We start from the raw sequence: 23881 nt of genomic DNA, 5'->3' as shown, positions 1-23881 counted from the left end.
CGGAGCCCGCCGGTATCGCTGATACCGGCGGGCTCTCGATGGTCCGGGCGCGCCCTTACTTGGCGTCTTCCTTGACCGGGTTGCCGTTCGCGTCGAGCTTGGCGTTGAGGCCCGCCTCCTGCCGCTGCTGCAGGGTGATCGGGGTGGGCGCGTCGGTGAGCGGGTCGACGCCGCCACCCGACTTCGGGAAGGCGATGACCTCGCGGATCGAGTCCACGCCGGCCAGCAGCGCGGTGATGCGGTCCCAGCCGAAGGCGATGCCGCCCATGGGCGGAGCGCCGAAGGAGAAGGCGTCGAGCAGGAAGCCGAACTTCTCCTGGGCCTCCTCCTCGCCGATGCCCATCACCTGGAACACCCGCTCCTGCACGTCCCGGCGGTGGATACGGATGGAGCCGCCGCCGATCTCGTTGCCGTTGCAGACGATGTCGTAGGCGTAGGCCAGCGCCGAGCCCGGATCGGTGTCGAAGGTGTCCAGGTGCTCGGGCTTGGGCGAGGTGAACGCGTGGTGCACGGCCGTCCAGGCCGAATAGCCCAGGGCCACATCGCCGCTCGCGGTGGCGTCGGCGGTGGGCTCGAACATCGGGGCGTCCACGATCCACACGAAGGCCCAGGCGTTCTCGTCGATGAGACCGCACTTGCGGGCGATCTCGCCACGGGCCGCGCCCAGCAGCGCACGGCTGGACTTCATGTCGCCGGCCGCGAAGAACACGCAGTCGCCGGGCTCGGCGCCGACCTGCTTGGCCAGACCCTCGCGCTCGGCGTCGGTGAGGTTCTTGGCGACCGGGCCGCCGAGGGTGCCGTCCTCGTTGAAGGTGATGTAGGCCAGGCCCTTGGAGCCGCGCTGCTTGGCCCACTCCTGCCAGGCGTCGAACTGGCGGCGGGGCTGCGACGCGCCGCCCGGCATGACGACCGCGCCGACGTAGGGAGCCTGGAACACGCGGAACTGGGTGTCCTTGAAGTACTCCATCATCTCGGTGATCTCGACCTCGAAGCGCAGGTCCGGCTTGTCCGAGCCGTAGCGGCGCATGGCCTCGGCGTAGGTCATGTGCGGGATCGGGGTCGGGATCTCGTAGCCGACCAGCTGCCACAGCGCGGCCAGGACGTCCTCGGCCAGCAGGATGACATCCTCCTGCTCGACGAAGCTCATCTCGATGTCGAGCTGGGTGAACTCGGGCTGGCGGTCGGCGCGGAAGTCCTCGTCGCGGTAGCAGCGCGCGATCTGGTAGTAGCGCTCGATGCCGCCGACCATGAGCAGCTGCTTGAACAGCTGCGGCGACTGCGGCAGGGCGTAGAACTTGCCGGGCTGCAGGCGGGCCGGAACCAGGAAGTCGCGCGCGCCCTCGGGGGTGGAGCGGGTCATGGTCGGGGTCTCGACCTCGACGAACGCGTGCTTGGCCAGCACGGCGCGGGCGGCGGCGTTCACCTTCGAGCGCAGGCGGATCGTGTGCGCCGGGCCTTCGCGGCGCAGGTCCAGGTAGCGGTACTTGAGGCGGGCTTCCTCGCCCGGCTCGTCGTCGAGCTGGAACGGCAGCGGCGCGGCCTCGTTCAGCACCTCGAGCTCGGTCACGTTGACCTCGATGGCGCCGGTCGGCAGGTTCGGGTTCTCGCTACCGGCCGGGCGGTTCTCGACCACGCCGACGACCTTCACCACGAACTCGTTGCGCAGCTTGTGGGCGGCCGCCGCGGGTTCGCCTTCACGGAAGACGGCCTGGGCAACGCCCGACGCATCGCGCAGATCGATGAAGATCACGCCACCGTGGTCTCGCCGCCGGGCCACCCAGCCGGTGAGGGTGACGGTCTGACCGGCGTGCTCGCTTCGCAGCGAACCAGCCAAGTGGGTGCGCAGCACGGGATTCCTTTCGACGGGCTCGAAGCACCGGTGAGGTGTGACCAGGTGCAGACCCATCGTAGAGAGACACGTTCAGCGAGTGGAAACCGATATCGACTCGCCCGTGTCACAGTGATAGCCATGACCTTCAACGAGGGCCTGCAAATCGACCCGAACCGGGCGAGTGGTGGCGGTGGCGGACCGGGTATGGGCGGTGGATTGGCTCTCGGCGGCGGTGCGCTGGGCATTATCGCGGTGATCGCGGCACTGATCTTCGGCGGCGACCCGGGCAGCATTCTCGGCCAGTTCACGGGCGCGGACAGCAATGCCAAGCCGGGCACCGCGACCCTGCCCACGCACTGCAAGACCGGAGCCGACGCCAACAAGTACGTCGACTGCCGCGTCATCCTCACCGCCCAGAGCCTCGACGCGATCTGGGGCACCGAACTGCCGAAGCAGACCAACCGCAAGTACGTGGTCCCGAAGCTCAACCTCTTCTCCGGCGCGGTCAGCACCGGCTGCGGCCGTGCCTCCTCGGCGGTCGGCCCGTTCTACTGCCCCGCCGATCAGACCGCCTACTTCGACACCAGCTTCTTCCAGGAACTGGTCGACCGCTTCGGCTCCAGCGGCGGCCCGCTCGCCCAGGAATACGTGGTCGCCCACGAGTTCGGCCACCACATCCAGAACCTGCTCGGCGACATCAACCGCGCCCAGCGCGACCCCCAGGGCCCCACCTCCGGTGCCGTCCGCACCGAACTCCAGGCCGACTGCTACGCCGGGGTCTGGGCCAACTACGCCGACAAGCTCCCCGCGCCCGGCTCCACCACCCCGTTCCTGAAGCCGTTGACCGACAACGACATCCGCGACGCGCTCTCCGCCGCGTCCGCCGTCGGCGACGACCGCATCCAGAAGGCCGCCACCGGACGCGTCAACCCGGAAGCCTGGACTCACGGCTCGTCGGAGGAACGTCAGAAGTGGTTCCTGACCGGCTACAAAACCGGCCAGGTCAAGGCCTGCGACACCTATTCGGCCCAGGACCTGAACAACCCGCCCGCTCTCCGCTGACCCGACACCCCCACGGTCCCCAGCCTCGAACAGGCTGGGGACCTTGCCATTTCCGGCCTCCACCCGTTTTCGCTCAGGGCGAGGGCGGTACCCGGGGTGGGGTCGGCGTGGCAGCGCGGGTGCGCCGTGGGGTTGGCGGCAGAATCGGCGGCGGCGGGTGGGTGCCCGCAAGGGAATTCGGAGGAATGCGATGCAGATAGCCAGGGCGGCACGACTTTTCGGCGAGGCGGGACTCGCCCGGGTGGCGCGGCGGCGTGGGTGGCGGACGGGGGCGATGACCTCGCTCGCAGTGGTGATGCTCACGGGCACAGGGGTATTCGCGAAGGCGGACCCGGCACCGGCACCCAGCGTGGCGCTGTTCACGCTGACCGCCATGCCCGCGGGATGGCAGACGCGCACGGATCTGCATCCGTCGCTGGAGATTCAGCCCGACGGGCGGGCGGTGAAGCGCACCGACAACGGCGCGCAGCCGGTGACCGGGACCGTGCCCGCCGACGTCATCGGGGCCGCGGCGGCCGAGGTGAAGGCGCTGGCGGCCGTGGACATGGGGACACCGGAACAGGCCGACAAGGGGACCTCCATCATCGACTACATGCCGCAGTCGCCGGATCAGGACGTGCACCTGATCGTGTACGCGCCCGAGCTCGGCGACGGGCTCAGCGATGACCAGAAGGCGTCCCGCAAGCGCTTCGACGATCTGTTCCAGCGCTTGCTGAACGCCTTCGTTCCGGCCTAGCGGCGAAAGATCAGCCGACCGTCCAGGTTTCGCGGCCGGTGAGCAGCTCCTGCAGCGAGTTCTCGCTCACCGGTTTGCGTTCGACGGCGGTGTTCAACTGGGCGCGGACGCCGTCGTCGTAGGTGGGGCGGGAGACGCTGCGGAAGATGCCGGTCACCACGTGGGTGAGGTCCTGGTCGGACAGGCGGGACAGGGCGTAGGCGTATTCGGGGTGGTCGGTATAGGCGTCGTGGACCACGATCTCGGCTTCGGCGACACTGTCGGCGCGCGCCACCCGCAGGCCGAAACCAGCACGGACCACGGCGAATTCACCGTCCGCGCCGAACCGAATGGGCTCGCCGTGCCGCAACCGGACCAGATGGGATTCGGCGTTCTCCCGGCGCAGCACGTCGAAGGAGCCGTCATTGAAGATCGGGCAGTCCTGCAGGATCTCCACGAACGAGGTGCCGCGGTGTTCGGCGGCGGCGCGCAACACCTCGGTGAGCCCGGCCCGATCCGAGTCCAGCGCGCGGGCGGCGAAGGTGGCCTCGGCGCCCAGCGCCACCGACAGGGTGTTGAACGGATGGTCGACCGAGCCCATCGGGGTGGACTTGGTGACCTTGCCGGTCTCCGAGGTCGGTGAGTACTGGCCCTTGGTGAGGCCGTAGATCCGGTTGTTGAACAACAGGATCGTCATGTTCACATTGCGGCGCAGCGCGTGGATGAGGTGATTGCCGCCGATGGACAGCGCGTCGCCGTCCCCGGTCACCACCCAGACCGACAGGTCGGGCCGGGTCACCGCCATGCCCGTGGCAATGGCCGGCGCGCGGCCGTGGATCGAGTGGATCCCGTACGCCTCCAGGTAGTACGGGAACCGGCTCGAACAGCCGATGCCGGACACGAACATCAGGTTCTCGCGCTCGAGTCCCAGATCGGCCAGGAAGCCGCGCACCGTGGCCAGGATGACGTAGTCGCCGCACCCGGGGCACCAGCGCACCTCCTGGTCGGAGGTGAAGTCCTTCGCCTTCTGCGGCCCGTCGGCCCGCGGCACGCCGGACAGTCCGGTGAGGCCGAGATCGGTACCCACGAGCGGGTTTTCGAGAATGGTCATCAGTTGCCCCCTGGGGTGCGGTAGGTCGCCCGCGCGCGTGCGGCGAAGGCCTTGGCCTGTTCCATCTCCGCGATGGAACCGTCCAGGGCCGCGTCGATGACGCCGACCAGTTCCTGTGCTTGGAAGGCGGTGCCGGCGATCTTGGTCCACGGCTGCACGTCGACCAGGTAGCGGGCGCGCAGCAGCATGGCCAGCTGACCGCCGTTCATCTCCGGGCAGACCACGGTGCGGTAGCGGCGCAGCACCTCACCGAGGTTGGGCGGGAAGGGGTTCAGGTTCCGCAGATGCGCCTGCGCCACCGGCACCCCGCGCCGCCGCGCCCGCCGGCACGCCTCGCCGATCGGCCCGTAGGAGCTGCCCCAGCCGATGAGCAGCAGTTCGGCGCGGTCCCCCGGATCGTCCACCTCGAGATCGGGCACCGCGATGCCGTCGATCTTGGCCTGCCGGATCCGCACCATCAGCTCGTGATTGGCCGGGTCGTAGGAGATATTGCCGCTGCCGTCGGCCTTTTCGAGCCCGCCGATGCGGTGGGCGCGGCCCACGGTGCCGGGCACCGCCAGCGGCCGGGCCAGGGTCTCCGGATCGCGCGCGTAGGGCTGGAACGAATCGCCCTCCGCGCCCTCGGGTTCGAAGCCCGGATCGATCGGGGCCAGCTCGGTGACCTGTGGAATCGCCCACGGCTCGGAACCATTGGCGATGGCGCCGTCGGACAGCAGCAGCACGGGCGTGCGGTAGGTCAGCGCGATGCGGGCCGCGTCGACCGCGGCGTCGAAGCAGTCCGCCGGTGAGCGCGGCGCGACGATGGCCACCGGCGACTCGCCGTTGCGCCCGTAGAGCGCCTGCAGCAGGTCGGCCTGTTCGGTCTTGGTGGGCAGGCCGGTGGAGGGCCCGCCGCGTTGCACGTCGATGATCACCAGCGGCAGCTCGGTCATGACGGCCAGGCCGATGGTCTCGCTCTTGAGCGCCAGCCCCGGCCCGGACGTACTGGTCACCCCGAGCGCGCCGCCGAGTGCGGCGCCCAGCGCCGCGCCGATGCCGGCGATCTCGTCCTCGGCCTGGAACGTGGTGACGCCGAAGTTCTTGTGCTTGCTCAGTTCGTGCAGGATGTCCGAGGCCGGGGTGATCGGGTAGGTGCCCAGGAAGACCGGCAGCCCGGACAGCTGCCCGGCGGTGACGATGCCGTAGGCGAGCGCGGTGTTGCCGGTGATCTGCCGGTAGGTGCCGGGCGGCAGCGTCGCGGGGGCTATCTCGTAGGTGGTGGCGAAGGCCTCGGTGGTTTCGCCGTAATTCCAGCCTGCCCGGAATGCGAGGATATTCGCTTCGGCGACATCCGGTGTGGCCGCGAATTTCTCCCGCATGAACTGTTCGGTGCCGCCGATGGGCCGCCCGTACATCCACGACAGCAATCCGAGCGCGAACATATTCTTCGCGCGCTGCCCATCTTTCTTGCCCACACCGGTCGGTTCGGTTGCCCCGAGCGTCAGGGAAGTCATGGGCACCCGGTGCACCACGAAATCGGTCAGCGTGTCATCGGTGAGTGGATCACCGGTATAGCCGACCTTGGTCAGATTCCGTTTGGTGAATTCGTCAGTATTCACGATCACCGTCGCCCCGCGGGCCAAATCCTCCAGATTTGCCTTCAGCGCAGCAGGATTCATCGCGACCAAAACGTCGGGCTGGTCCCCGGCGGTGAGGATGTCGTAGTCCGCGATCTGGATCTGGAACGACGACACGCCCGGCAGCGTGCCCTGGGGCGCGCGGATCTCGGCGGGGAAGTTCGGTTGGGTGGCAAGGTCATTGCCGAAGGCGGCGGCCTCGTGGGTGAATCGGTCACCGGTGAGCTGCATACCGTCACCGGAGTCACCCGCAAAGCGGATGACGACTCTTTCCAATTTCTCGACCGCCAATTTCGCTGTGGCGCGGCCGTTTCCACCCGCCGCAACCCCGCCGTCGGACGGAGCTTTCACAGTGCTGTTGTGCAGCGGAGCCACAGTATCTTTGTGCGGCAGCGCCGCAGGGTCGTCATGCTGCGAAACCATGCGCGTGCATCACTTCCTCGTCAGGTGTGAGGTACCAACGCCAAACTACTCCGCAATATTCGCGACACACCCGTGAAGCGCAATGGTTTCGATCAAAGAACCGCCGTCAGGCGAACAACGCCAGCTGCGGATCGGGCGTGTGCGATTCGGCGACGCGGACCTCGGGTTCGGCCGGCCGATCGCGGTTCAAACGGTGTTTCTCCAGCAACGGCTCGATTCGGCCGCGTAGCCACGCAGAATACTCCGGTGTCACCGAAGCACCCCGACCATACAGTTGCCGGTAGCGCCGCAGCAGCGCCGGGTGGGCTTCGGCGAGCCAATTGAGGAACCAGCCGCGCGTGGAGCCGCGCAGATGCATGGGGAAGGCCGTGACACCGGCGGCCCCGGCCTCGGCGATGGCCGCGAAGAGCGCGTCGAGATGGGCCTGGGAGTCGGTGAGGTACGGAATGACCGGCGCCACCATGACATTGACCGCGAATCCGGCGTCGGCCAGGGCGCGCACCAGTTCCAGCCGCGCCCGCGGCGAGGGCGTGCCGGGCTCGAGGCCGCGGTGCAGCTCCGGATCCAGGATGGCGATGGAGACGGCGAGGTGCACCGGCACCTGCCCGGCGGCCTGGACGAGCAGCGGCAGATCCCGCCGCAGCAGCGTGCCCTTGGTGAGAATGGAGAACCCGGTGCCGGAGTCGGCGAGCGCGGAGATGATGCCGGGCATGAGCCGGTACCGGCCCTCGGCGCGCTGATAGGGATCGGTATTCGTGCCCAGCGCAACCGATTCCCGCCGCCACGACCGCTTGTGCAGTTCGCGCCGCAGCACCGGGACCACATTGGTCTTGACCACGATCTGGGAGTCGAAATCGGCCCCCGCATCCAGGTCGAGGTACTCGTGCGAGCCGCGGGCGAAGCAGTAGCGGCACGCATGCGAGCAGCCTCGCATGGGGTTGATGGTCCAGCTGAAGGGCAGATTGCTGTCGGGCACCCGGTTCAGGGCACTCTTGCAGAGCACCTCGTGAAACGTGATGCCCTCGAACTCGGGCGTCTGTACGCTGCGTACGAAACCCGCACGTTCGAGCCCGGGTAGCGCGCCGTCATCAGCGCCGAGGGTTTGCCTTTGCCAACGCACCACCCCAGTCGAACATGCGTTCTAACGACTGTCAAGCAATCTTCTGCGTGTCGGACTCGATCGGCTGCCCGTTGTAGAAGGCGACCAGATCCCGAATGGTCTGCTCGGCGGGCCGCGGCCGGTAGCCGAGTTCCTCGGTGGCCTTGGTGTGCTCGACGATCGGCGCCGACAGCAGCGCGCCCATGGCCGCCTTGGAGATACGGTCGCTGCCCAGCGCACGGGCGACGGGCTCCATGACCGGCATGCACGCGTTGATGACCTTGGCCGGAATCGCGAAGGCGGGCTTCATCTTCCCGTTGACCTCGGCGGCGGTGCGGGTGGCCTGGAACATGTCGGTGAAGTGCCCGCCGAGCAGGTAGTTCTCACCGGTGCGGCCGCGCTCGCTCGCGAGCACCAGACCCTGGGCCACATCGCGCACGTCGACCAGGTCGAAGCCGCCGCTGATCATGACCGGCACCCGGCCGCGCGCGGCGTCCCACAGCGTGGTGTTGATGCGCGAGGCGGTGTTGTCGATCGGGCCGTACACACCGGTCGGGTTGCACACCACCGCGTCCAGGCCCTTGTCGATGATCTTGCGCAGCTCGATCTCGCCCTGCCACTTGGAGCGGTCGTACACCGGCAGCTCGGGATCGATGGACCGCGGCGAGCGCTCGTTGATCCGGCCACCGCAGCTGTACTGATTGAACGCGTGAATGGAGCTGGTGTGCACCATCCGCCGCACGCCGACCTCGCGCGCGGCGTCCGCGACGATGCGCACGCCCTCGGTGTTGACCCGCCAGGCCACGTCGTTCTTGTGGGCCAGGGTGATGAGCGCGACCAGGTGGTAGACCACCTCGGCCCCGTCCAGCGCCGCACGCATGGACGCCGGGTCCAGCACGTCACCGTTGACCCAGGTGACACCGGGCTGGCTCGCGCCCGCGACCCGGTCGATGGCAGTCACTTCGTGACCGCGATCGGTAAGCAGGCGAAGCAAATTGGTGCCAAGGAACCCGGCAGCGCCGGTGACTGCGACCTTCATGGTGACGAGAATATAGAACTTGTTCTAATTTGCAACAACGGTGTGGTTGCGGTGTGGCCGCGCACGCCACGCCGGTCTGGACGATCGAGGGGATATATTCACCATCCGCATGTCCATGACGATCAGGGGGTACTGCCATGGCCGATCTCTGGGTCGACACCGGTGCGGTGCGTACATTCGCCGCCGCACAGGACGGCGTCGCCGCCGACATCGCCGCCCAGGGCGGCCTCGACACGGTGTCCCACGTCGCGGCCATGACACCGGTCTTCGGACTCATCGGCGCGGACTTCCTGGCCGGCTTCGCGGTCGCCGAACTCCTGCACGATCGCGACATCGCCGCCCTCTCGGCCCGCTTCGGCGCCCTCGGCCGGGCTGGCTTCGGATCGGCCGCCACCTACGACACCACCGACGCCGAATTCGCCGGGGGCCTCGGCACGGCCGCCGGGCAGATCGGCGAACGAGCATGAGGCCGATCGACTCCGGCGTCATCGATGCCCTCCGCCCGGCCGGGCCGGACACCAGCGCGAGGGGAGCCGACAGTGTGAGCGTCAGCGGTCTGCTCCCGGATCTGCCGAACGCGGTGCCCGCCGCGCTCGATGCCGCCCAGACCGCGCTGGCCCGGGTCGCCGCCGATCCCGCGGCCGCGCTGCCGCCGCTGCCCGCCGATCCGGTCGGCGATCTCATGAAGGGCCTGGGGCTTCCCGCGATTCCCGGACTGGACGCGCTGTTCGAGCCGTTCCTGGACCTCTTGCAGAGCTTCGGCACCGGCAGCCTCGGCCGGCTGAATCCGGCGACCCTGCTCAGCACCGGGTCGAAGCTCATCGAGGCCGCGGTCCAGATCGGCGGGGGCGCGCTCGAGACCGTCGAATCCCTGTGGCAGGGCCAGGCTTCCCAGCGTGCGCAGGAGTCGGGCCGGCAGGCCGGGAACCACGGCCGGGGGACCGCCCAGCGGGGCTTCGACCTGTCGTCGATCACCACTCAGGCCGCGGCCGTGGTGCAGCGGGGCAATATCCAGCTCACCGCCATCGCGGAGGCGTTCACCGCCGAGGCCACGGCGCTGGCCCCGCTGATCCTGACCCCGATCGGCCAGACCACGCTGATCGCCTCGGCCGCCCGGCATCTCGGCGAGGCGGTCACGGTCGTGAACGCCACGCACGGCGAACTCTCGGTCTACACCGCGCAGGTGCACGGCATCATCGGTCAGCTGCTCGGCCAGGGCGGCGGTCCGAACCCGGCCGAGGTCGCGCAGTCGCTGGCCCAGAATGTCGGCCGGCCGATCCTGGAGCAGGCCGAGGGCCTGTTCGAAAGCGGCCTGCAGGCAGCCACCCGCACGCCCGGCGCACCGCGGAAGGCCGATCCGGTCGGCGGTCTCCCGAACACCACCGCCGCAGGGGCCGGCGGGATCGGAGTCGGCGGTGGCGGTCTCGGAGGCGGCCTGCCGTCAATCCCTGGCGGCCCCGGGTCCTCGATCCCCGGTGGCAAGCTCACCAACCCCGCCGATCCGTTCGGCGCAGGCGCGGCCGGCATTCCCGGCCCCGGTGGCCCGGCCGGTTCGGGCTTCATGGGCTCCCCTGCTGCGGCGGGCACGGGCAAGGGCGGTGCGGCCGATGCCAAGCACGGCCGTACCGTGCAGCCGCACCAAAGCCACACCGCCGAAAGCGAACTCACCGGCAACCTGGGCACCTTCGCCCCCGGTGTCATCGGCGGGCCCGCAGAGAGCACGGACGCGGCCGAGACCGATCCCGCCTGATCCGAGTGCGGCACAGCCGCTTCCGCGCCGGCACGGTCGTCTCCGGACAGCAGAATGCCGCGGCGATCGGGTCGGGTACCCCGGTCACCGCGGCATCGGTGGAGGCCGAAATGCGGCTGTACACCCCGCGGGCTCGGCCACCGTTCAGGGCGCGGGTCGGCGCGCCGCGGTGGATTACACCGCGGTCGGCCGCGTCTGCGCGTCGATTCCGCCGTCGATGACGAACTGGGCGCCGTGGATGAAGCCGGCCTGCGGGCCGACCAGATAGGCGATGAGGGAGGCGATCTCCTCGGGCTTGCCATTGCGGCCGATGGGGGCCACGAAGTTGCGGATGGCGTCACCGTAGCGCGGATCGTCCAGACCGGCCTGCAGCAGCGGGGTTTCGACACTGCCGGGGGCGACGGTGTTCAGGCGCACGCCCGCGGCACCCCACTCTACGGCGCGTTCGCGCACGGCCACGGTGACGGCGTTCTTGGAGGACGCGTAGGCGTAGTGGCCCGCGAAATCCCCGGCCTGGGCGAAGGCCTCGGCCTCGGTGCCGGTGCGGATCGGGTTGTCCTCCCACTTGATCTGGGTGGAGGCCACCGACGAAACCACCACGGCCGCAGGGTTTTCACCCTTGCGCAGCGCGGGCAGCAGGGCGTCGAGCAGGGCCACGGTGGCCCGGTAGTTGATCTCCACCACCAGGTTCGGGTCGGGCACCTGCGGGCCGACACCGGCACACAGCACCGCGCCGTCCAGCACTCCCCCGGATCGCTCCACGATCTCCTCGACCGCGGCCGCGCGCGCCGCGGCGTCGGTGAGGTCGACGGTGATGTCGGCGTTGCGCAGGTCGATCCCGATGATGTCGTGCCCGGCGGCGCGCAGGGCGGCGGCGGTGGCCGCGCCGATGCCCGAGCCGGAGCCGGTGATGGCGATCGTCATGACGCGATTAGAACAAGATCCAGGAATCCGGACAAGCCCATCGGGACGGGCATCTCAGCCACCGGGACGGCTACGACCGGGCGGTCTGCCGCTGCGATACGACAGGTGAGCACCTCCAGCAGGATCGGGTACGGAGGATGCGGATCGCTCGTTCGACTGCCTTTCCCGCGAGCCTCCCGCTAGCATCACTCACAGAACTAGAATCGGTTCTAGTTTTTGTACTGGCTCACTGTCGAGAGGACGATCGATGCGCTTCACCTACGCGGAGGCGATGACCAACCCGGATTACTACATCCCCCTCGCGCAGGCCGCCGAGGCCGCCGGGTTCCACAGCATCACCGTGGCCGACAGCATCGCCTACCCGGCCGAGTCGGATTCCAAGTACCCGTACACCGCAGACGGCAATCGCGAGTTCCTGGACGGCAAGCCGTTCATCGAGACCTTCGTGCTGTCGGCCGCCCTCGCCGCGGCCACCACCACGCTGCGCATGACCCCGTTCGTGCTCAAGCTGCCCATCCGCCCGCCGGTGCTGGTGGCCAAGCAGGCCAGTTCGCTGGCCCGCCTGAGCAACAACCGCTTCGCCCTGGGCGTGGGCATCAGCCCGTGGCCGGAGGACTTCCAGATGATGGGCGTCCCGTTCGAGAAGCGCGGCAAGCGCCTGGACGAGTGCATCGAGATCGTGCGCGGCCTGTCCTCCGGCGAGTACTTCGAGTACCACGGCGAGTTCTACGACATCCCGAAGATCAAGCTCACCCCCGCCCCGACCCAGCCGCTGCCGATCCTGGTCGGCGGGCACAGCGATGCCGCGCTGCGTCGCGCGGTGCGGCTGTGCGACGGCTGGATGCACGCCGGCGGCAAGGGCGACGACCTGGACAAGTACCTGGCGCGGATCAACGAATTGCGCAGTGAGCGCGACAATCCGGGCGAGTTCGAGATCCATGCGGTCTCCCGCGACGGCTACACCACCGACGGGGTGAAGCGCCTCGAGGAGAAGGGCATCACCGATCTGATCGTCGGCTTCCGCAACTCCTACGCGATGGAGCCCGACACGGAGTCGCTGGAGGAGAAGATCGTCAAGATCAAGTGGTACGGCGAGAACGTGATCAGCAAGCTCAGCTGATCACCTCCGCTCGCCGCGGCTGATCAGGACCGCTTGGCGTACCCCAGGTCGATCACGGCGTCGCGCTCGCTCACGAGTTCCGCGACGCTGTGCTCGATCCGGGTGCGGGCGAACTCGCCGATCTCCAGGTCCGGCACGATGGCGTACTCGCCATCGGCGCAGGTCACCGGGAACGAGCTGATCAGTCCCTCGGGCACGCCGTAGGAGCCGTCCGAGGGCACCGCCATCGAGGTCCAGTCGCCGGGCGCGGTACCCAGCACCCAGTCGTGGATGTGGTCGATGGCGGCGCTGGCCGCGCTCGCCGCCGAGGACGCGCCGCGCGCCTTGATGATGGCGGTGCCGCGCTGCTGCACGGTCGGGATGAAATCGCCGGTGACCCAGGCATCGTCGGCGATCAGCTCGAGCGCGCCGCGCCCGCCGACCGTCGCATGGGCGAGGTCCGGGTACTGCGTCGCGGAGTGATTGCCCCACACGGTGATCCGCGCGATGTCGGCGGCCGCCGCCCCGGTCTTCTTCGCCACCTGCGCGATCGCGCGATTGTGGTCGAGCCGGGTGAGCGCGGTGAACCGCCCGGCGGGCACGTCGGGCGCATTGCTCATGGCGATGAAGGCATTGGTATTGGCCGGATTCCCGACCACCAGCACCCGGATGTCCTCGGCCGCATTGGCATTGATGGCCGCGCCCTGATCGGTGAAGATCGGCCCGTTGGCCGCCAGCAGATCCGACCGTTCCATGCCTGCGGTCCGGGGCCGCGCCCCCACCAGAATCGCGATATTGGCCCCGTCGAACCCGATCCACGGGTCATCGGCGATATCGATGCCCGCCAGCAGCGGGAACGCCCCGTCCTCGAGTTCCATCGCCACGCCCTCGAGCGATCCGACGGCGGCCGGAATCTCCAGCAGCCGCAACCGCACCGGCGTCTCGGATCCGAGTAGCGCCCCCGACGCGATGCGGAAGAGCAATCCGTAGGCGATCTGCCCGGCGGCTCCGGTCACGGTGACGGTCACTGGCGCGGTGGTGCTCACGACGATCTCCTCGCGATGGCGGGTAGGTCCGTCTTCACCCTAGCCAGGCTCACTCCCCCGCGTCCCGCCCCGTGAGCAGCACGTGAGCAAACAGACATCGGCACCGGCCGGTGAATCCGGCTCGGGGATCGGTGAATTGACCGCTCAGTGGGCGAGGTCGGCGATGTCGGAGTCGCTGAGGACGACCGGGGCGACCTGGTCGCGGTCGCGGACCATGCGGACGGCCCGGTAGAGGGGCCGTTGCTCGGCGACGGCGTCGCGGGCCTCGGCGCGCAGTTGCTGGACGAGTAGTCCGGAGATGGCGAGGGCGGCCGCGAGGGGGCAACCGGCCAGGGCGTCGGCGAGTTTGCGCAGGCCCAGAATGTGGAGTTCGCGGCCGCTGCCGGAGTCGCTGTAGATGGCCAGCGGCACGACCTGGGTGTCGGCGCCCGCGGTGACGCGCAGCACGATGCGGCTGATCTTGCCCGGGTAGACCAGGATTTCGACGGCGCTGGCGCCGGCCAGGTCGAGGCGGCGTTCGCCGCGCCAGGTGCGGGCACGGATGACGGTGCCGGACACCGTGATTCGCCGCCGCTGCACGGCCACGGCGTAGAGGGCGGTGGGCGCGCCGAGCACGAGGCCGGTGGCGAGGGCGATCGGCCAGTGCACGAACAGCGCCATCAGCAGTCCGACCCCGATGCCGATGCCGAGCGCGGCCAGGGTGAGCCTGCGCAGGGCGGGGGCCAGCAGTTCGGGGGCGATCAGGTCGAGGCCGATTTCGCGGTCGGACGCCGGTTTCGATTCATCAGTCACAGCAGCGCATTCGTCCAAGTCTCGATGGGTCGGGCCTACCGGCGGCACGCACCGCCCCCGCGGGACGCACCGCACGGTACCAGCAGGTCCTAACCCCATACCCCGATTTGCCCCACCCCAAGCCCCCATCGGCGCGGCGGCTGCCGGCCGGGCCGGACAGCGGCGCTGTCCGGCTCGGCCGACGGGTCAGTTCTGCTCGCCCGCGAGTGCGGCCGCGACCTGGGCGACGGCCTCGTCCAGGGGGATCTGACGCTGTTCGCCGGTGCTCAGATCCTTGAGCCCGATCTGGCCCTCGGCGACCTCGCGGTCACCGAGCACCAGGGCCAGCTGCGCACCGGACTTGTCGGCCGCTTTCATCGCGCCCTTCATACCGCGGCCGCCGTAGGCGAGGTCGATGCGGATGCCGGCCCGGCGCAACTCGGCCGCGAGCACCACCAGGCGCTGCTTGGCCACTTCACCGAGCGGGACGCCGAACACCTGGACGCGGGGACCGTCGACGGCGGACTTGCCCTCGGCCTCGAGCGCCAGCACCGTCCGGTCGACGCCGATGCCGAAGCCGATGCCCGACAGCGGCTGCCCGCCGAGCTCGGCCATCAGCCCGTCGTAACGGCCGCCGCCGCCGATGCCGGACTGCGCGCCCAGCCCGTCGTGCACGAATTCGAAGGTGGTCTTCGTGTAGTAGTCGAGCCCGCGCACCATGCGCGGGTTGACCACGTACGGCACGCCCAGCGCGTCGAGGAGGCCGAGCACCTGCTCGAAGTGCGCCTTGGCCGACTCCGACAGGTGGTCGATCATGAGCGGCGCGTCGACGGTCATCGCCTTGACCTCGGGACGCTTGTCGTCGAGCACCCGCAGCGGGTTGATCAGCGCCCGGCGCTTGGTCTCCTCGTCCAGCGGCAGCTTGAACAGGAAGTCCTGCAACAGTTCTCGATATTGCGGCCGGCAGGTCTCGTCGCCGAGCGAGGTGATCTCGAGCCGGAAACCCTCCAGTCCGAGCCCCCGGAATCCGGCGTCGGCGATGGCGATCACCTCGGCGTCCAGGGCCGGATCGTCGACGCCGATGGCCTCCACGCCGACCTGCTGCAGCTGCCGGTAGCGACCCTTCTGCGGGCGCTCGTACCGGAAGAACGGCCCGGCGTAGCAGAGTTTAACGGGCAGCGCACCGCGGTCGAGGCCGTTCTCGATGACCGCCCGCATGACGCCGGCGGTGCCTTCGGGGCGAAGGGTGAAGCTCTCGCCGTTGCGGTCGGCGAAGGTCCACATCTCCTTGGTGACGACGTCGGTGGATTCACCCACACCCCGCGCGAACAGGGCGGTCTCTTCGAAGATCGGCAGCTCGACATGCCCGTATCCGGCCAATCGCGCCGTCCCCACGAGGGCGTCGCGGACGGCGACGAACTCGGCGGACGTGGGTGGCAGATAGTCGGGGACCCCCCTCGGGGCACGGAAGCTGCTGGTCTTGGTCACGATGCCCAGTTTTCACCACGCCCGTCCGCCAAGTCCAACCGGTTACCGGCCGACGGTCACGAGGGCCTGTCCATATGTAGGTTTTTCTCAGCGAATGCAGGTAATGTCTGCCGCGGCCGCTGGGCTGACGGCCGCAGTCTGTACAGACATCAGATACCGACCGTTCACGGAGGGACAGTTAGTGCCGAGCAATGAACAGCGACGCGCTGCGGCGAAGCGGAAGCTGGAGCGTCAACTGGAGAATCGGGCCCAGCGGGCGCGTAAGCGCAAGCAACTCACCATCGCGGCCTCGGCCCTGGGTGTTGTGGTCGCGGTCGCGGCCGGTGTCGGCATCTACTTCCTGACCAAGGGCGATGACAACAGCACCAGTGCCAAGGCCTCGGAGACTCCGGACGCCTCGCTGACCGCCGCTCCCCCGCCGGCCGCCAAGGCCAAGCCGGCCTCGGTCAGCTGTACATACCGTCCGTCGCAGAAGCCGGCCGACAAGCCGGTGAATCCGCCGAGCACGGCCAATATCTCCACCGCCGGTGATGTCAAGGCGACCATGGACACCAGCCAGGGTCCGATCTCCATGACCCTGACCCCGAGTGAATCCCCCTGCACGGTCAACAGTTTCGAGAGCCTGGCCAAGCAGAAGTTCTTCGACAACACCAGCTGCCATCGCATCACCACGGGCAAGGGCCTGGAGGTGCTGCAGTGCGGCGACCCGACCGGCAGCGGAATGGGCGGTCCCGGTTACGAGTTCGACAACGAGTACCCGACCGACCAGTACGACCCGAATGATCAAGCCGCCCAGTACCCGGTCGCCTACAAGCGCGGCGTGCTCGCCATGGCCAACGCCGGCCCGGGCACCAATGGCAGCCAGTTCTTCCTGGTCTACGGCGACTCCCAACTGCCGCCGCAGTACACCATCTTCGGCACGATCGACGACGCCGGTCTCGCCACCCTCGACAAGATCGCCAAGGCGGGTGTCCAGGGCGGCGGCCAGGACGGGAAGCCGGCCGCGGACGTGAACATCCAGTCGGTCCAAATCAACTGACCAGCATGGTTTTTCGGGCCCGGCGCTTCCCGCGCCGGGCCCGATTCTTTTCCGGCGTAGGTCTCGGGAAGGTCCCGTTGAACCTCTTGCGTAAGGCTTCCCTAACCAAAGAAAATCCTGACTTTTCCACGACCTGCCGGAATTGTGCGATATATGCTGGATCGCGACGCGCGCGTACGGTGGTTTCGGAGTTTTCGCTGGTAATCTCGTAGAACGGAGTACCAAGGCGTAGTAAAGCCCACCGGGCAATCCCCACCGGGCCGCTGCGACGCCTGATGGGCTCCGGGTGTCCACGTTTGCAGGCGGGATATGGCTACGCGCAACCACCGTTCGTGTGGCGATATCCGTGACGAAGCACCACAATCATCCATAGTGATCTAACTGCAGCATCGGGGAGCAGGCAATGGCCGAGGAACTCGACGACATCGGCCGCGAAACAGCGGCGATGATGAGGCAAATGTTGCAGCTCGCGACACTTGTCGCGCTGCGCACCCGGGAACGTGGCCAGAAGGAAGCGGAAGCACGCGTCAGGGTCACCGAGGCCCGCCAGAAGGAGGGCCGCGAGCGTCGGCTGCGTGAGGCAGCGGATGCCAAGGCACGTGATCCGCGTAACCGCGAACTCTCGCGAATCTTGGAGCGCCCGACGCGTGAACGGGGCGTATCTCTCGAAAAGGATCGATTCTCCGCGCAGGCGGAGGCATCTCGAATGGCCGCGCAGCAAGCCAACCGCGGCTCCGTGCGATACGACTCGGTGGAACGGCGAACCGCTCTGGCGCAACACCTTTCGCGTATGGGCATCTCGCCCGAACTGCAATCGGTACGGCTGCTGATGGAGGTCGGGCAGGCCCAGTCGGCACAGGACGCCGTGCGGCTCCGGGAGCAGGAGGCAGCGCAGCGGCGGGTGCGGGAGCAGGAAGCGCACGAGCGGGACCGCGAACGCGCTCGCTCGCGTGAACGAGTCTGAGCAGCAATAATTTCCAACCGTGGCGGATCGCAACCCGATCCGCCACTTTCCGTTTCGGCGCCGGCACCATACCGGCGCCCACGGTTTCATCTCAGAGCGGGAACTCCCCCATCGTGGGATTGCTGAACAAGCCCTGCTGGGGGGACTTCAACGGCAGCGGCGTGAGCATGTCCTTGTGGCCGTTGCGCACACTGCAGTACTTGAACGGGCCCTTGGGATCGAACAGTTTCGCCATGTGCGGGTCGGCGTGGTCGAGGAACCAGATGCTCAGCCCGGTCTTGCCGTCGTGGCGGAAGTGCTCCCACGCCCGCCACATGGCATCCAGTCGCGCGACCGCCTCGGCGTGCTTCCACCATTCGGGGCACCACACGGTGTCGCTGATATCGGTCACCTGCCGGCGGTACACGAGGCTGAGGTAGTTCTCCACGAACTCGACCACGCTCGCGTAGACCATGGGTGTTGACTCTTCGCTCACAGCGGTCGAACCTCCTTGGGCGCCGAAACATCCGGCAGTGTCTCTTTGATCAGCGCGGGGCTGATCAGATCGGAAATCTCGGTCTTGCGCGTCGGTGACGGGTCGTGGGCTTCGATCGACCGCTCGACCGCGGCGGAGTCGGGGCCCTCCCACCACGGCACCGTGCGCAGCAGCACGGCCGGTGTGCCCGCGGCGAACAGGATGGCGCGGCCGCGCGGCAGGGTCGCCAGGGCATGGGCGTTGAAGGTCCGCGACGAGCTCAGCGAGCGCGAATAGCTCTTGCCGCCCTTCGATTCCGACACCGACTGCGAGATGCTGTCGTAGTCGCCGATGGCCTCGGAGCGCTGTTGCAGGAAGGTCATGTCGTCGATGCCGCTGCCGATGACCTTGATGTTCGCGGCGCCCCAGAGCGCCTCCATGCCATCGGGTCCCCAGCAGCGCGCGCCCTGCGCCCAGGACTGCAGCACCGTCATCACCACGATGCCGCGAGAACCGAAGTGGCTGTACTGCTTCGGCAGATCCTTCCAGCGCACGACATTGGCGGCCTCGTCGAGCGCGGCGAGCAGCGGCACCGGCAGTCGCCCGCCCGGCGACCGTGACGCCTCCCGGGAGGCCACGTCGATGACCGCCGCGGTCAGGGCGCTCACCAGCGGCGCCGCCGAACCCCGGCCCTCCAGCGACAGGCAGTAGAGGGTGCCGTTGCGCTCGAGGAATTCCAGTTCGTCGAAGGCCGACCGGCCGCCGTTGGGGATGATCCACGGCTGGATGTGCGGGAACTTCAGGCACCTGATCATCGCCTTCGCGCCACCGAAGATGCCGTCGCGCGTACGGATGTCGAGGTTGTACTGGCCGGCGAGACCCTCGGCCATGTAGTGCTTGGAATGCGCGCGCAGGATCTCGATGGGGGTGGTGTCCATCGGGTTGTTCACCCATTCCCAGGCGCGCAGGATGTTGCTGCCCTCGAAACCCGCGGCCAGGAACAGCGCCGCGAGCAGATCCTCGGCCTCGGGGTCGAAGTACGAGTCCGCGCCCTGGCCGGCCGAGGGACTGCCCTCCGCATCGGAGAAATGACCGGCCAGGCTGACCGCCCGCACCTCGCAGCCGGGCCGGTGCACGTCGACCCACGCCAGCGGATCCCAGTACCAGCCGGGTTCCTGCTGTGCCTGCAGGTCGTGCGAATCCGGGGCCACGCCTTGCGGATCGAAGACGAAGATCTGACTGCCCTTGCCCGCGCGCACATCCCGGGTGGCGTCGACGACGTCACGCTTGTTGGAGGTGACGACCACCGGGCCGATGGCGGCGAGCACGGCCGGGATCACCCGGGAGGTGGTCTTGCCCTGCCGCGGGCCCCAGATGTCGACCTGCAGATCCTCGTAAGAGCCGTACATCATTTCGCCGTCGGCGACCGACATGCCGATCGGGATGCCCGGAACCAGCATGTCCCCGGGCCGCATCAGCGAACCGGGAATGAGCATGTCCCCGGTGAGGTGCTTGTGCAGCGGCACACCGATCTGGCCGGCCTTCTCGCGGACACCGGACAGCGTGAGCGCCTTGATGGCCCCGCCGGTGCCCATGTGATCGGCCTTGTCGTCGATCGCCAGTCGGCCCTTCTTGGCGCTCAGCTCGCGGCGGCGCCGGTACAGCACCCAGCCCAGCGTCCCCCCGAAGACGAGCACGATGATCACGGTGGCGGCGGCCGGCCAGCGCAGCTCGCCCTCGAGCAGGTTGACCACGATGGCGATCGGGTTGATCGGCACGTGCTGGCGCGGCGAGCTCAGCAGGTTGCCCAATTGCACTGCCAGCCACACGGTTCCGAAGATGTAGAAACCCGCGTAGACGAGGTGCAGGACACGATCGGGACCCGGGTCGGCCGGGTCCGCAATCGGTTTCTTCGCCATCTCTAACCTCCTGGGATGACCTGTGAGTCGTTACCGCTCAACGGAATTCGTCCAGCAACCAGCCACCGGCAGGTCCACGCACGACGGTGGCGACGACCGTGGCCGGGGGTAGCGATTCCCGCCTGCCGTCCGGATAGACGACCGTCTGCTCGATGCCGATCTTGTACTGCTGCCGGTTCGGGTCGGCGCCGGCGGGGGCCTTCTCACCGGAGGCGAACGCGAACGCCTCGACGTGAGCGCCCGTCTTGGCCCAGTCGGCCCAGCGCAGTGACGGTCTCGGGGTTTCCACGCCGGTGGACGGGTTGTCCAGTGTACGGATCAGGCTGGGTCCCAGCCATTTCCGCGCCCGGCGCAGCGCATCGCCCTCGGACTCGGTCGCCGGGTACCAGGTGTAGATCTGCTCCAGCGCGGTCACCGCGACACCGTCGGGCGTGGTCGGGTCGGGGGCGGGGGCATCCTCCAGCAACCGGGTGGTGGACGTGGGCGGTTGCCCGGCAGACGGATTCGAGCCGCCGCCGGTCGAGCTGCCGCCGCCGCATGCGGTGGCCAGCATTGCGATGCTCACTACCAGCATCACCACCCCAATCGCGGGACGCATGCCTGCGCTCGCACCGTGCACACCCGTGCTCGCGCTCACCGGCCCGCGCCGGCGGCGCAGCACCGGACCACCCTTCCAGGCTAGTCGCTGAGCGGTATATCCGGGCCATACCAGCGGGTTTCCCGAGTCGGCGTGTTCGTTCTCGCGGCAGCGGCTCATGTGCCGCGCTTGGCGTCGTGGAGGGTTTCCACCAGCGTGCGGTTCATTTCGGCGGCGGCCGCGAGCTGCTGCTGCAGCAGAGCCACCTTGCGGCGCAACGCGATCGCATCCATGCGTTCCAGGCCGGGGCTCTCGGCGGCACGCACCCAGTTGCGCACCGAATTGGTGTGCACGCCGATCTGTTCGGCGACCACCCGGCAGGCCTCGGATTCCGAGCGCAGTTTGCCGGTGAGGGCGATGACCTGTTCGACGGCGGCCTGCCGGACCTCCGGCGACACTCTTCGATACGACCGGTGCGGCATCATGCGGCGCTCCCCTCGTCCGAGCCGCGGCTCGCGGTGGTCTCGGTGAATTCGCTGAAACGCTGGTTGGTGTCGTGGATTCCGCTCTCCCGTTCCGAGAGCGTGAACTCCATGTGGAACGGGATGCCGGGCCGGCGGTCCTCGCCGATCTTGAGCAGGAACTTACCGGTGCCGGGCGCGGGCGGGCGCTGCTGGCCCGGTTTGAGCGCCTCACCGGTGAGCGCCTGCGGCGCGGACCAGCTGGTCACCATCTCCTCCTCGGCGGCGGTGAACGGCACGGTGGAATCCAGACGCGCGATCTCCTCGGCCGGGAGCGCGCCGAAGATCTTGGCGCGGGCGCGTTCCAGGAAGCCGAGGGCCTTGGCGATGGCCGCCTCGGAGCCCAGGGACTGCAGGTCCTTGATGGTGTGGCTGATCATGATGAGCGAGGTGGCGATGCCGCGCTGCAGACGGGTGAGCTCGTCGACGCGGTCGACCATGAAGTCGCCCAGGCCCAGCACCTGCCACAGCTCGTCCATCACCACCTGGAAGTAGCGCTGGGGGCCCAGATCCGCGTCGGCCAGCACATGCGCGGCCTCGACGGAGGCGAAACCGTCTGCCCAGCAGGCCAGCATGACGGCGGCCTTGAGTTTCTTGTCGCCGTTGGGGATATGGGAGACGTCGATGCAGACGGCGGTGGCGGTGGTGTCGATCGGAGTGGTGGTGTGGCCGTTGAAGACCGCGCCGAACGGGCCCTGGGTGAGGGCGCGCAGGGAGCGGCGCAGGCCCTTGATGGCCTCCTGGTATTCATCCGGATTGTCCGCGCCCGCATCGAGTTGCAGTTCGTCGCCACCCGCCACGACCACATCGAGCAGGTCCTCGATGATCGGCGGGTGGTCCGGTGTGAACGCGCTGCCCTCGCGATAGAGGATGCGCAGCGCGGTGGAGATGAGGGTCTCCTCGAAGTCGCGCACGCGCGCACCGCGCACCAGTTCCACCAGCCCGGCCACCAAAGTGACCTGGCGGGCCCGCATCTCCTGTATGACCTGGGTCTGCAGTTCGGGGAACTCGCCCAGCATCGGCACGATCGAACCCAGCACACCGGCGGCGAGCGGATTGAGCTTGCCGTGCCCGTAACCCAGGTCGATCACCTGGCCGCCGACCAGTTCCACCAGCTTGCGGTAGTCGGGCTTGACGTCGGCCAGGATCAGCGGGGTGATGCCCTGCGCCACGCCGCCCAGCACGATGCGTCGCACCAGCGAAGACTTGCCGAAACCATTGAGGCCCAGCACGAACAGGCTGGGCGCGGTGATGAAGCTGCCGCGCATGAACCAGTTCATCGGGTCGAAGCAGACCGGTGCGCCGGTGTGCAGGTGCGAGCCCAGCGGCGTGCCGATGAGCGGCGCACCCGCGCCGACCGACCACGGCCACAGGCCCGCGACCTGCGCGGTGGTAGCGCGGTACTCGACCGGGCGGCCGACCACGTTCATCCGCCCGCCGCCCGCGCCGATGTAGCCGCGATCGGTGAGTTGTGCTGTGGTGCGGTCGAATTCGTCGAAGCTGCCGTACTCCATGCGCTCGGCGCGCGCCGCGAAGTTGCGCCGGCGCAGATCGTCGGTGTGCAGGCGGAAGGTGGCCCAGGCCGCCCTGATGCCATTGCCCTCGCGCGCGGTGACCTCGAGCTTGGCCCGCATGGTGTCGTCGAGCAGCTTGGGACCGGACTGCTTCTTCTTGGCCGCGGCCTTGCGCGCCGCCGCGCGCTTGGCCGACGCGTCGCGCTCGGCCTGGTCGGCGACCTTGTCCCGCTTGTCCTTACGGGCGCCGCGGCCACGCTCCTCGGTGCCCGTCCGCTCGGGCCGCCCGTCACGCGCGGGCCGGTTGCGCACCGGCCGCTCCCCAGCCTCGCCCTCCGGCCGCGCCGGGCGGGTCCGACCGGGCACGCCGGCCCGTCCGCCCAGATGCACCCGATCCGGGTCCGTGGACCGCCCGCGACCCTCGGAGCCATTGCCGCGCCGGGCATCCCGCTCCGGGTCGGCACGGCGCTCACGCCCGCCTTCGGCCGCACGCCGCTCGCGCCCGGATTCACTGTCACTGCGCCGCCCACGTCCGGGTTCGCCGTCTGCGCGCGGTCGTTCGCGCCGCCGGTCACCGGGCTCCCCGCGGCGCGCCGCACCCGCCTCGGGTGTGGTCTCGCGACTCCGCTTGCGCTCCATGCGATCCCCCTCGGTCCGTTCCGGCCCGCGCGCCCGTGACCGAGCCTCGCCCTCGCGCACACCGCCGGACCGCGCCACCGCGCCACTCCGGCCGGATCCCTTGTCCAGCACGCGCTCCGACCGCTCGGTGCCGCCGGGACGCCCGGCCGATCCCGCCGTGGGCTCCCCCAGCACATCGGCCGCGGCCCGCAGTGCATCCCCCGAATCGGCCTCCGCCTGTACCGCCAGCTCTCGCCCGGTCGCCGGGACCTCCACGACCTCGGCTGCGGCGACACCCTGG

21 protein-coding genes are annotated in these 23881 nt (G+C 68.9%); 7 read left to right on the top strand and 14 right to left on the bottom strand.

Translation table 11 applies throughout. The annotated features are described in order from the left end of the window. Positions 1-55: 55 nt before the first annotated feature. Complete coding sequence (gene aspS, locus ACFXN1_RS23710) at positions 56-1849, bottom strand: aspartate--tRNA ligase (RefSeq protein WP_379395004.1); 1794 nt, start codon at positions 1847-1849, stop codon at positions 56-58. A gap of 120 nt (positions 1850-1969) precedes the next feature. On the opposite strand from aspS, the gene ACFXN1_RS23705 reads away from it, so the two are divergent. Further along, on the top strand, positions 1970-2893 hold the full coding sequence (locus tag ACFXN1_RS23705; protein ID WP_379395006.1) for a neutral zinc metallopeptidase: 924 nt from the start codon (positions 1970-1972) through the stop codon (positions 2891-2893). Positions 2894-3083: 190 nt separating this feature from the next. Then, positions 3084-3629 (top strand): hypothetical protein, encoded by a 546-nt coding sequence (locus tag ACFXN1_RS23700; RefSeq protein WP_379443132.1) that lies wholly within the window; start codon positions 3084-3086, stop codon positions 3627-3629. A gap of 10 nt (positions 3630-3639) precedes the next feature. On the opposite strand, the gene ACFXN1_RS23695 is transcribed toward ACFXN1_RS23700, so the two are convergent. The 4 genes from ACFXN1_RS23695 to ACFXN1_RS23680 form a co-directional block, all read right to left on the bottom strand. Next, complete coding sequence (locus tag ACFXN1_RS23695; RefSeq protein WP_379443130.1) at positions 3640-4719, bottom strand: 2-oxoacid:ferredoxin oxidoreductase subunit beta; 1080 nt, start codon at positions 4717-4719, stop codon at positions 3640-3642. Then, the gene (locus ACFXN1_RS23690; RefSeq protein ID WP_379443129.1) at positions 4719-6758 is read right to left on the bottom strand and encodes a 2-oxoacid:acceptor oxidoreductase subunit alpha; all 2040 of its coding nucleotides are present in this window, start codon (positions 6756-6758) and stop codon (positions 4719-4721) included. Before ACFXN1_RS23690 ends, ACFXN1_RS23695 begins: the two co-directional genes overlap by 1 nt. Positions 6759-6864: 106 nt before the next feature. Next, positions 6865-7878, bottom strand: a complete 1014-nt coding sequence (locus ACFXN1_RS23685) for an Rv2578c family radical SAM protein (protein WP_379443128.1) — start codon at positions 7876-7878, stop codon at positions 6865-6867. A gap of 31 nt (positions 7879-7909) precedes the next feature. Then, on the bottom strand, positions 7910-8896 hold the full coding sequence (locus ACFXN1_RS23680) for an NAD-dependent epimerase/dehydratase family protein (RefSeq protein ID WP_379395013.1): 987 nt from the start codon (positions 8894-8896) through the stop codon (positions 7910-7912). Positions 8897-9033: 137 nt separating this feature from the next. Here ACFXN1_RS23680 and ACFXN1_RS23675 point away from each other — a divergent pair, with 137 nt between their 5' ends. Beyond that, positions 9034-9363: a type VII secretion target gene (locus ACFXN1_RS23675; RefSeq protein ID WP_379443126.1), complete on the top strand. Its 330-nt coding sequence runs from the start codon at positions 9034-9036 to the stop codon at positions 9361-9363. Next, complete coding sequence (locus tag ACFXN1_RS23670) at positions 9360-10646, top strand: hypothetical protein (protein WP_379443125.1); 1287 nt, start codon at positions 9360-9362, stop codon at positions 10644-10646. The genes ACFXN1_RS23675 and ACFXN1_RS23670 overlap by 4 nt, the downstream gene beginning before the upstream one ends. A 174-nt stretch (positions 10647-10820) precedes the next feature. Here ACFXN1_RS23670 and ACFXN1_RS23665 read toward each other — a convergent pair whose 3' ends face one another. Then, positions 10821-11570, bottom strand: coding sequence for an SDR family oxidoreductase (locus ACFXN1_RS23665; RefSeq protein ID WP_379443124.1), 750 nt, complete (start codon positions 11568-11570; stop codon positions 10821-10823). A 247-nt stretch (positions 11571-11817) separates the two neighbouring features. On the opposite strand from ACFXN1_RS23665, the gene ACFXN1_RS23660 reads away from it, so the two are divergent. Then, on the top strand, positions 11818-12690 hold the full coding sequence (locus ACFXN1_RS23660) for a TIGR03619 family F420-dependent LLM class oxidoreductase (RefSeq protein ID WP_379395019.1): 873 nt from the start codon (positions 11818-11820) through the stop codon (positions 12688-12690). Between the two features lie 23 nt (positions 12691-12713). On the opposite strand, the gene ACFXN1_RS23655 is transcribed toward ACFXN1_RS23660, so the two are convergent. The 3 genes from ACFXN1_RS23655 to hisS all read right to left on the bottom strand — a co-directional run bounded on the left by ACFXN1_RS23655 (position 12714) and on the right by hisS (position 15974). Beyond that, the gene (locus ACFXN1_RS23655) at positions 12714-13715 is read right to left on the bottom strand and encodes a malate dehydrogenase (RefSeq protein WP_379443122.1); all 1002 of its coding nucleotides are present in this window, start codon (positions 13713-13715) and stop codon (positions 12714-12716) included. Between the two features lie 144 nt (positions 13716-13859). After that, the gene (locus tag ACFXN1_RS23650; protein WP_379443121.1) at positions 13860-14507 is read right to left on the bottom strand and encodes a hypothetical protein; all 648 of its coding nucleotides are present in this window, start codon (positions 14505-14507) and stop codon (positions 13860-13862) included. A gap of 186 nt (positions 14508-14693) precedes the next feature. Then, positions 14694-15974: a histidine--tRNA ligase gene (gene hisS / locus ACFXN1_RS23645; protein WP_379443120.1), complete on the bottom strand. Its 1281-nt coding sequence runs from the start codon at positions 15972-15974 to the stop codon at positions 14694-14696. A gap of 181 nt (positions 15975-16155) precedes the next feature. Here hisS and ACFXN1_RS23640 point away from each other — a divergent pair, with 181 nt between their 5' ends. Then, on the top strand, positions 16156-17013 hold the full coding sequence (locus ACFXN1_RS23640; protein WP_379443118.1) for a peptidylprolyl isomerase: 858 nt from the start codon (positions 16156-16158) through the stop codon (positions 17011-17013). A gap of 403 nt (positions 17014-17416) precedes the next feature. Beyond that, on the top strand, positions 17417-17977 hold the full coding sequence (locus tag ACFXN1_RS23635; protein WP_379395025.1) for a hypothetical protein: 561 nt from the start codon (positions 17417-17419) through the stop codon (positions 17975-17977). Positions 17978-18068: 91 nt separating this feature from the next. On the opposite strand, the gene ACFXN1_RS23630 is transcribed toward ACFXN1_RS23635, so the two are convergent. From ACFXN1_RS23630 to ACFXN1_RS23610, 5 genes are all read right to left on the bottom strand, one after another. Continuing rightward, complete coding sequence (locus ACFXN1_RS23630; RefSeq protein ID WP_354837280.1) at positions 18069-18452, bottom strand: DUF4913 domain-containing protein; 384 nt, start codon at positions 18450-18452, stop codon at positions 18069-18071. Further along, a complete protein-coding gene (locus ACFXN1_RS23625; protein WP_379443117.1) occupies positions 18449-20350 on the bottom strand; it encodes a TraM recognition domain-containing protein in 1902 nt (633 codons plus the stop codon). The genes ACFXN1_RS23630 and ACFXN1_RS23625 overlap by 4 nt, the downstream gene beginning before the upstream one ends. Before the next feature lie 37 nt (positions 20351-20387). Beyond that, the gene (locus ACFXN1_RS23620) at positions 20388-20948 is read right to left on the bottom strand and encodes a hypothetical protein (protein ID WP_379443115.1); all 561 of its coding nucleotides are present in this window, start codon (positions 20946-20948) and stop codon (positions 20388-20390) included. Between the two features lie 155 nt (positions 20949-21103). Next, the gene (locus ACFXN1_RS23615) at positions 21104-21385 is read right to left on the bottom strand and encodes a transposase (RefSeq protein ID WP_354837274.1); all 282 of its coding nucleotides are present in this window, start codon (positions 21383-21385) and stop codon (positions 21104-21106) included. 23 nt (positions 21386-21408) lie between these two features. Continuing rightward, complete coding sequence (locus ACFXN1_RS23610; RefSeq protein WP_379443141.1) at positions 21409-23601, bottom strand: hypothetical protein; 2193 nt, start codon at positions 23599-23601, stop codon at positions 21409-21411. Positions 23602-23881 lie beyond the last annotated feature (280 nt).

The sequence above is a fragment of the Nocardia sp. NPDC059154 genome (genome assembly GCF_042755705.1).
Classification (GTDB): Bacteria; Actinomycetota; Actinomycetes; order Mycobacteriales; family Mycobacteriaceae; genus Nocardia.
Note: the sequence above shows the minus strand (reverse complement) of the source record. Positions and strands in the feature narration are given on the sequence as shown.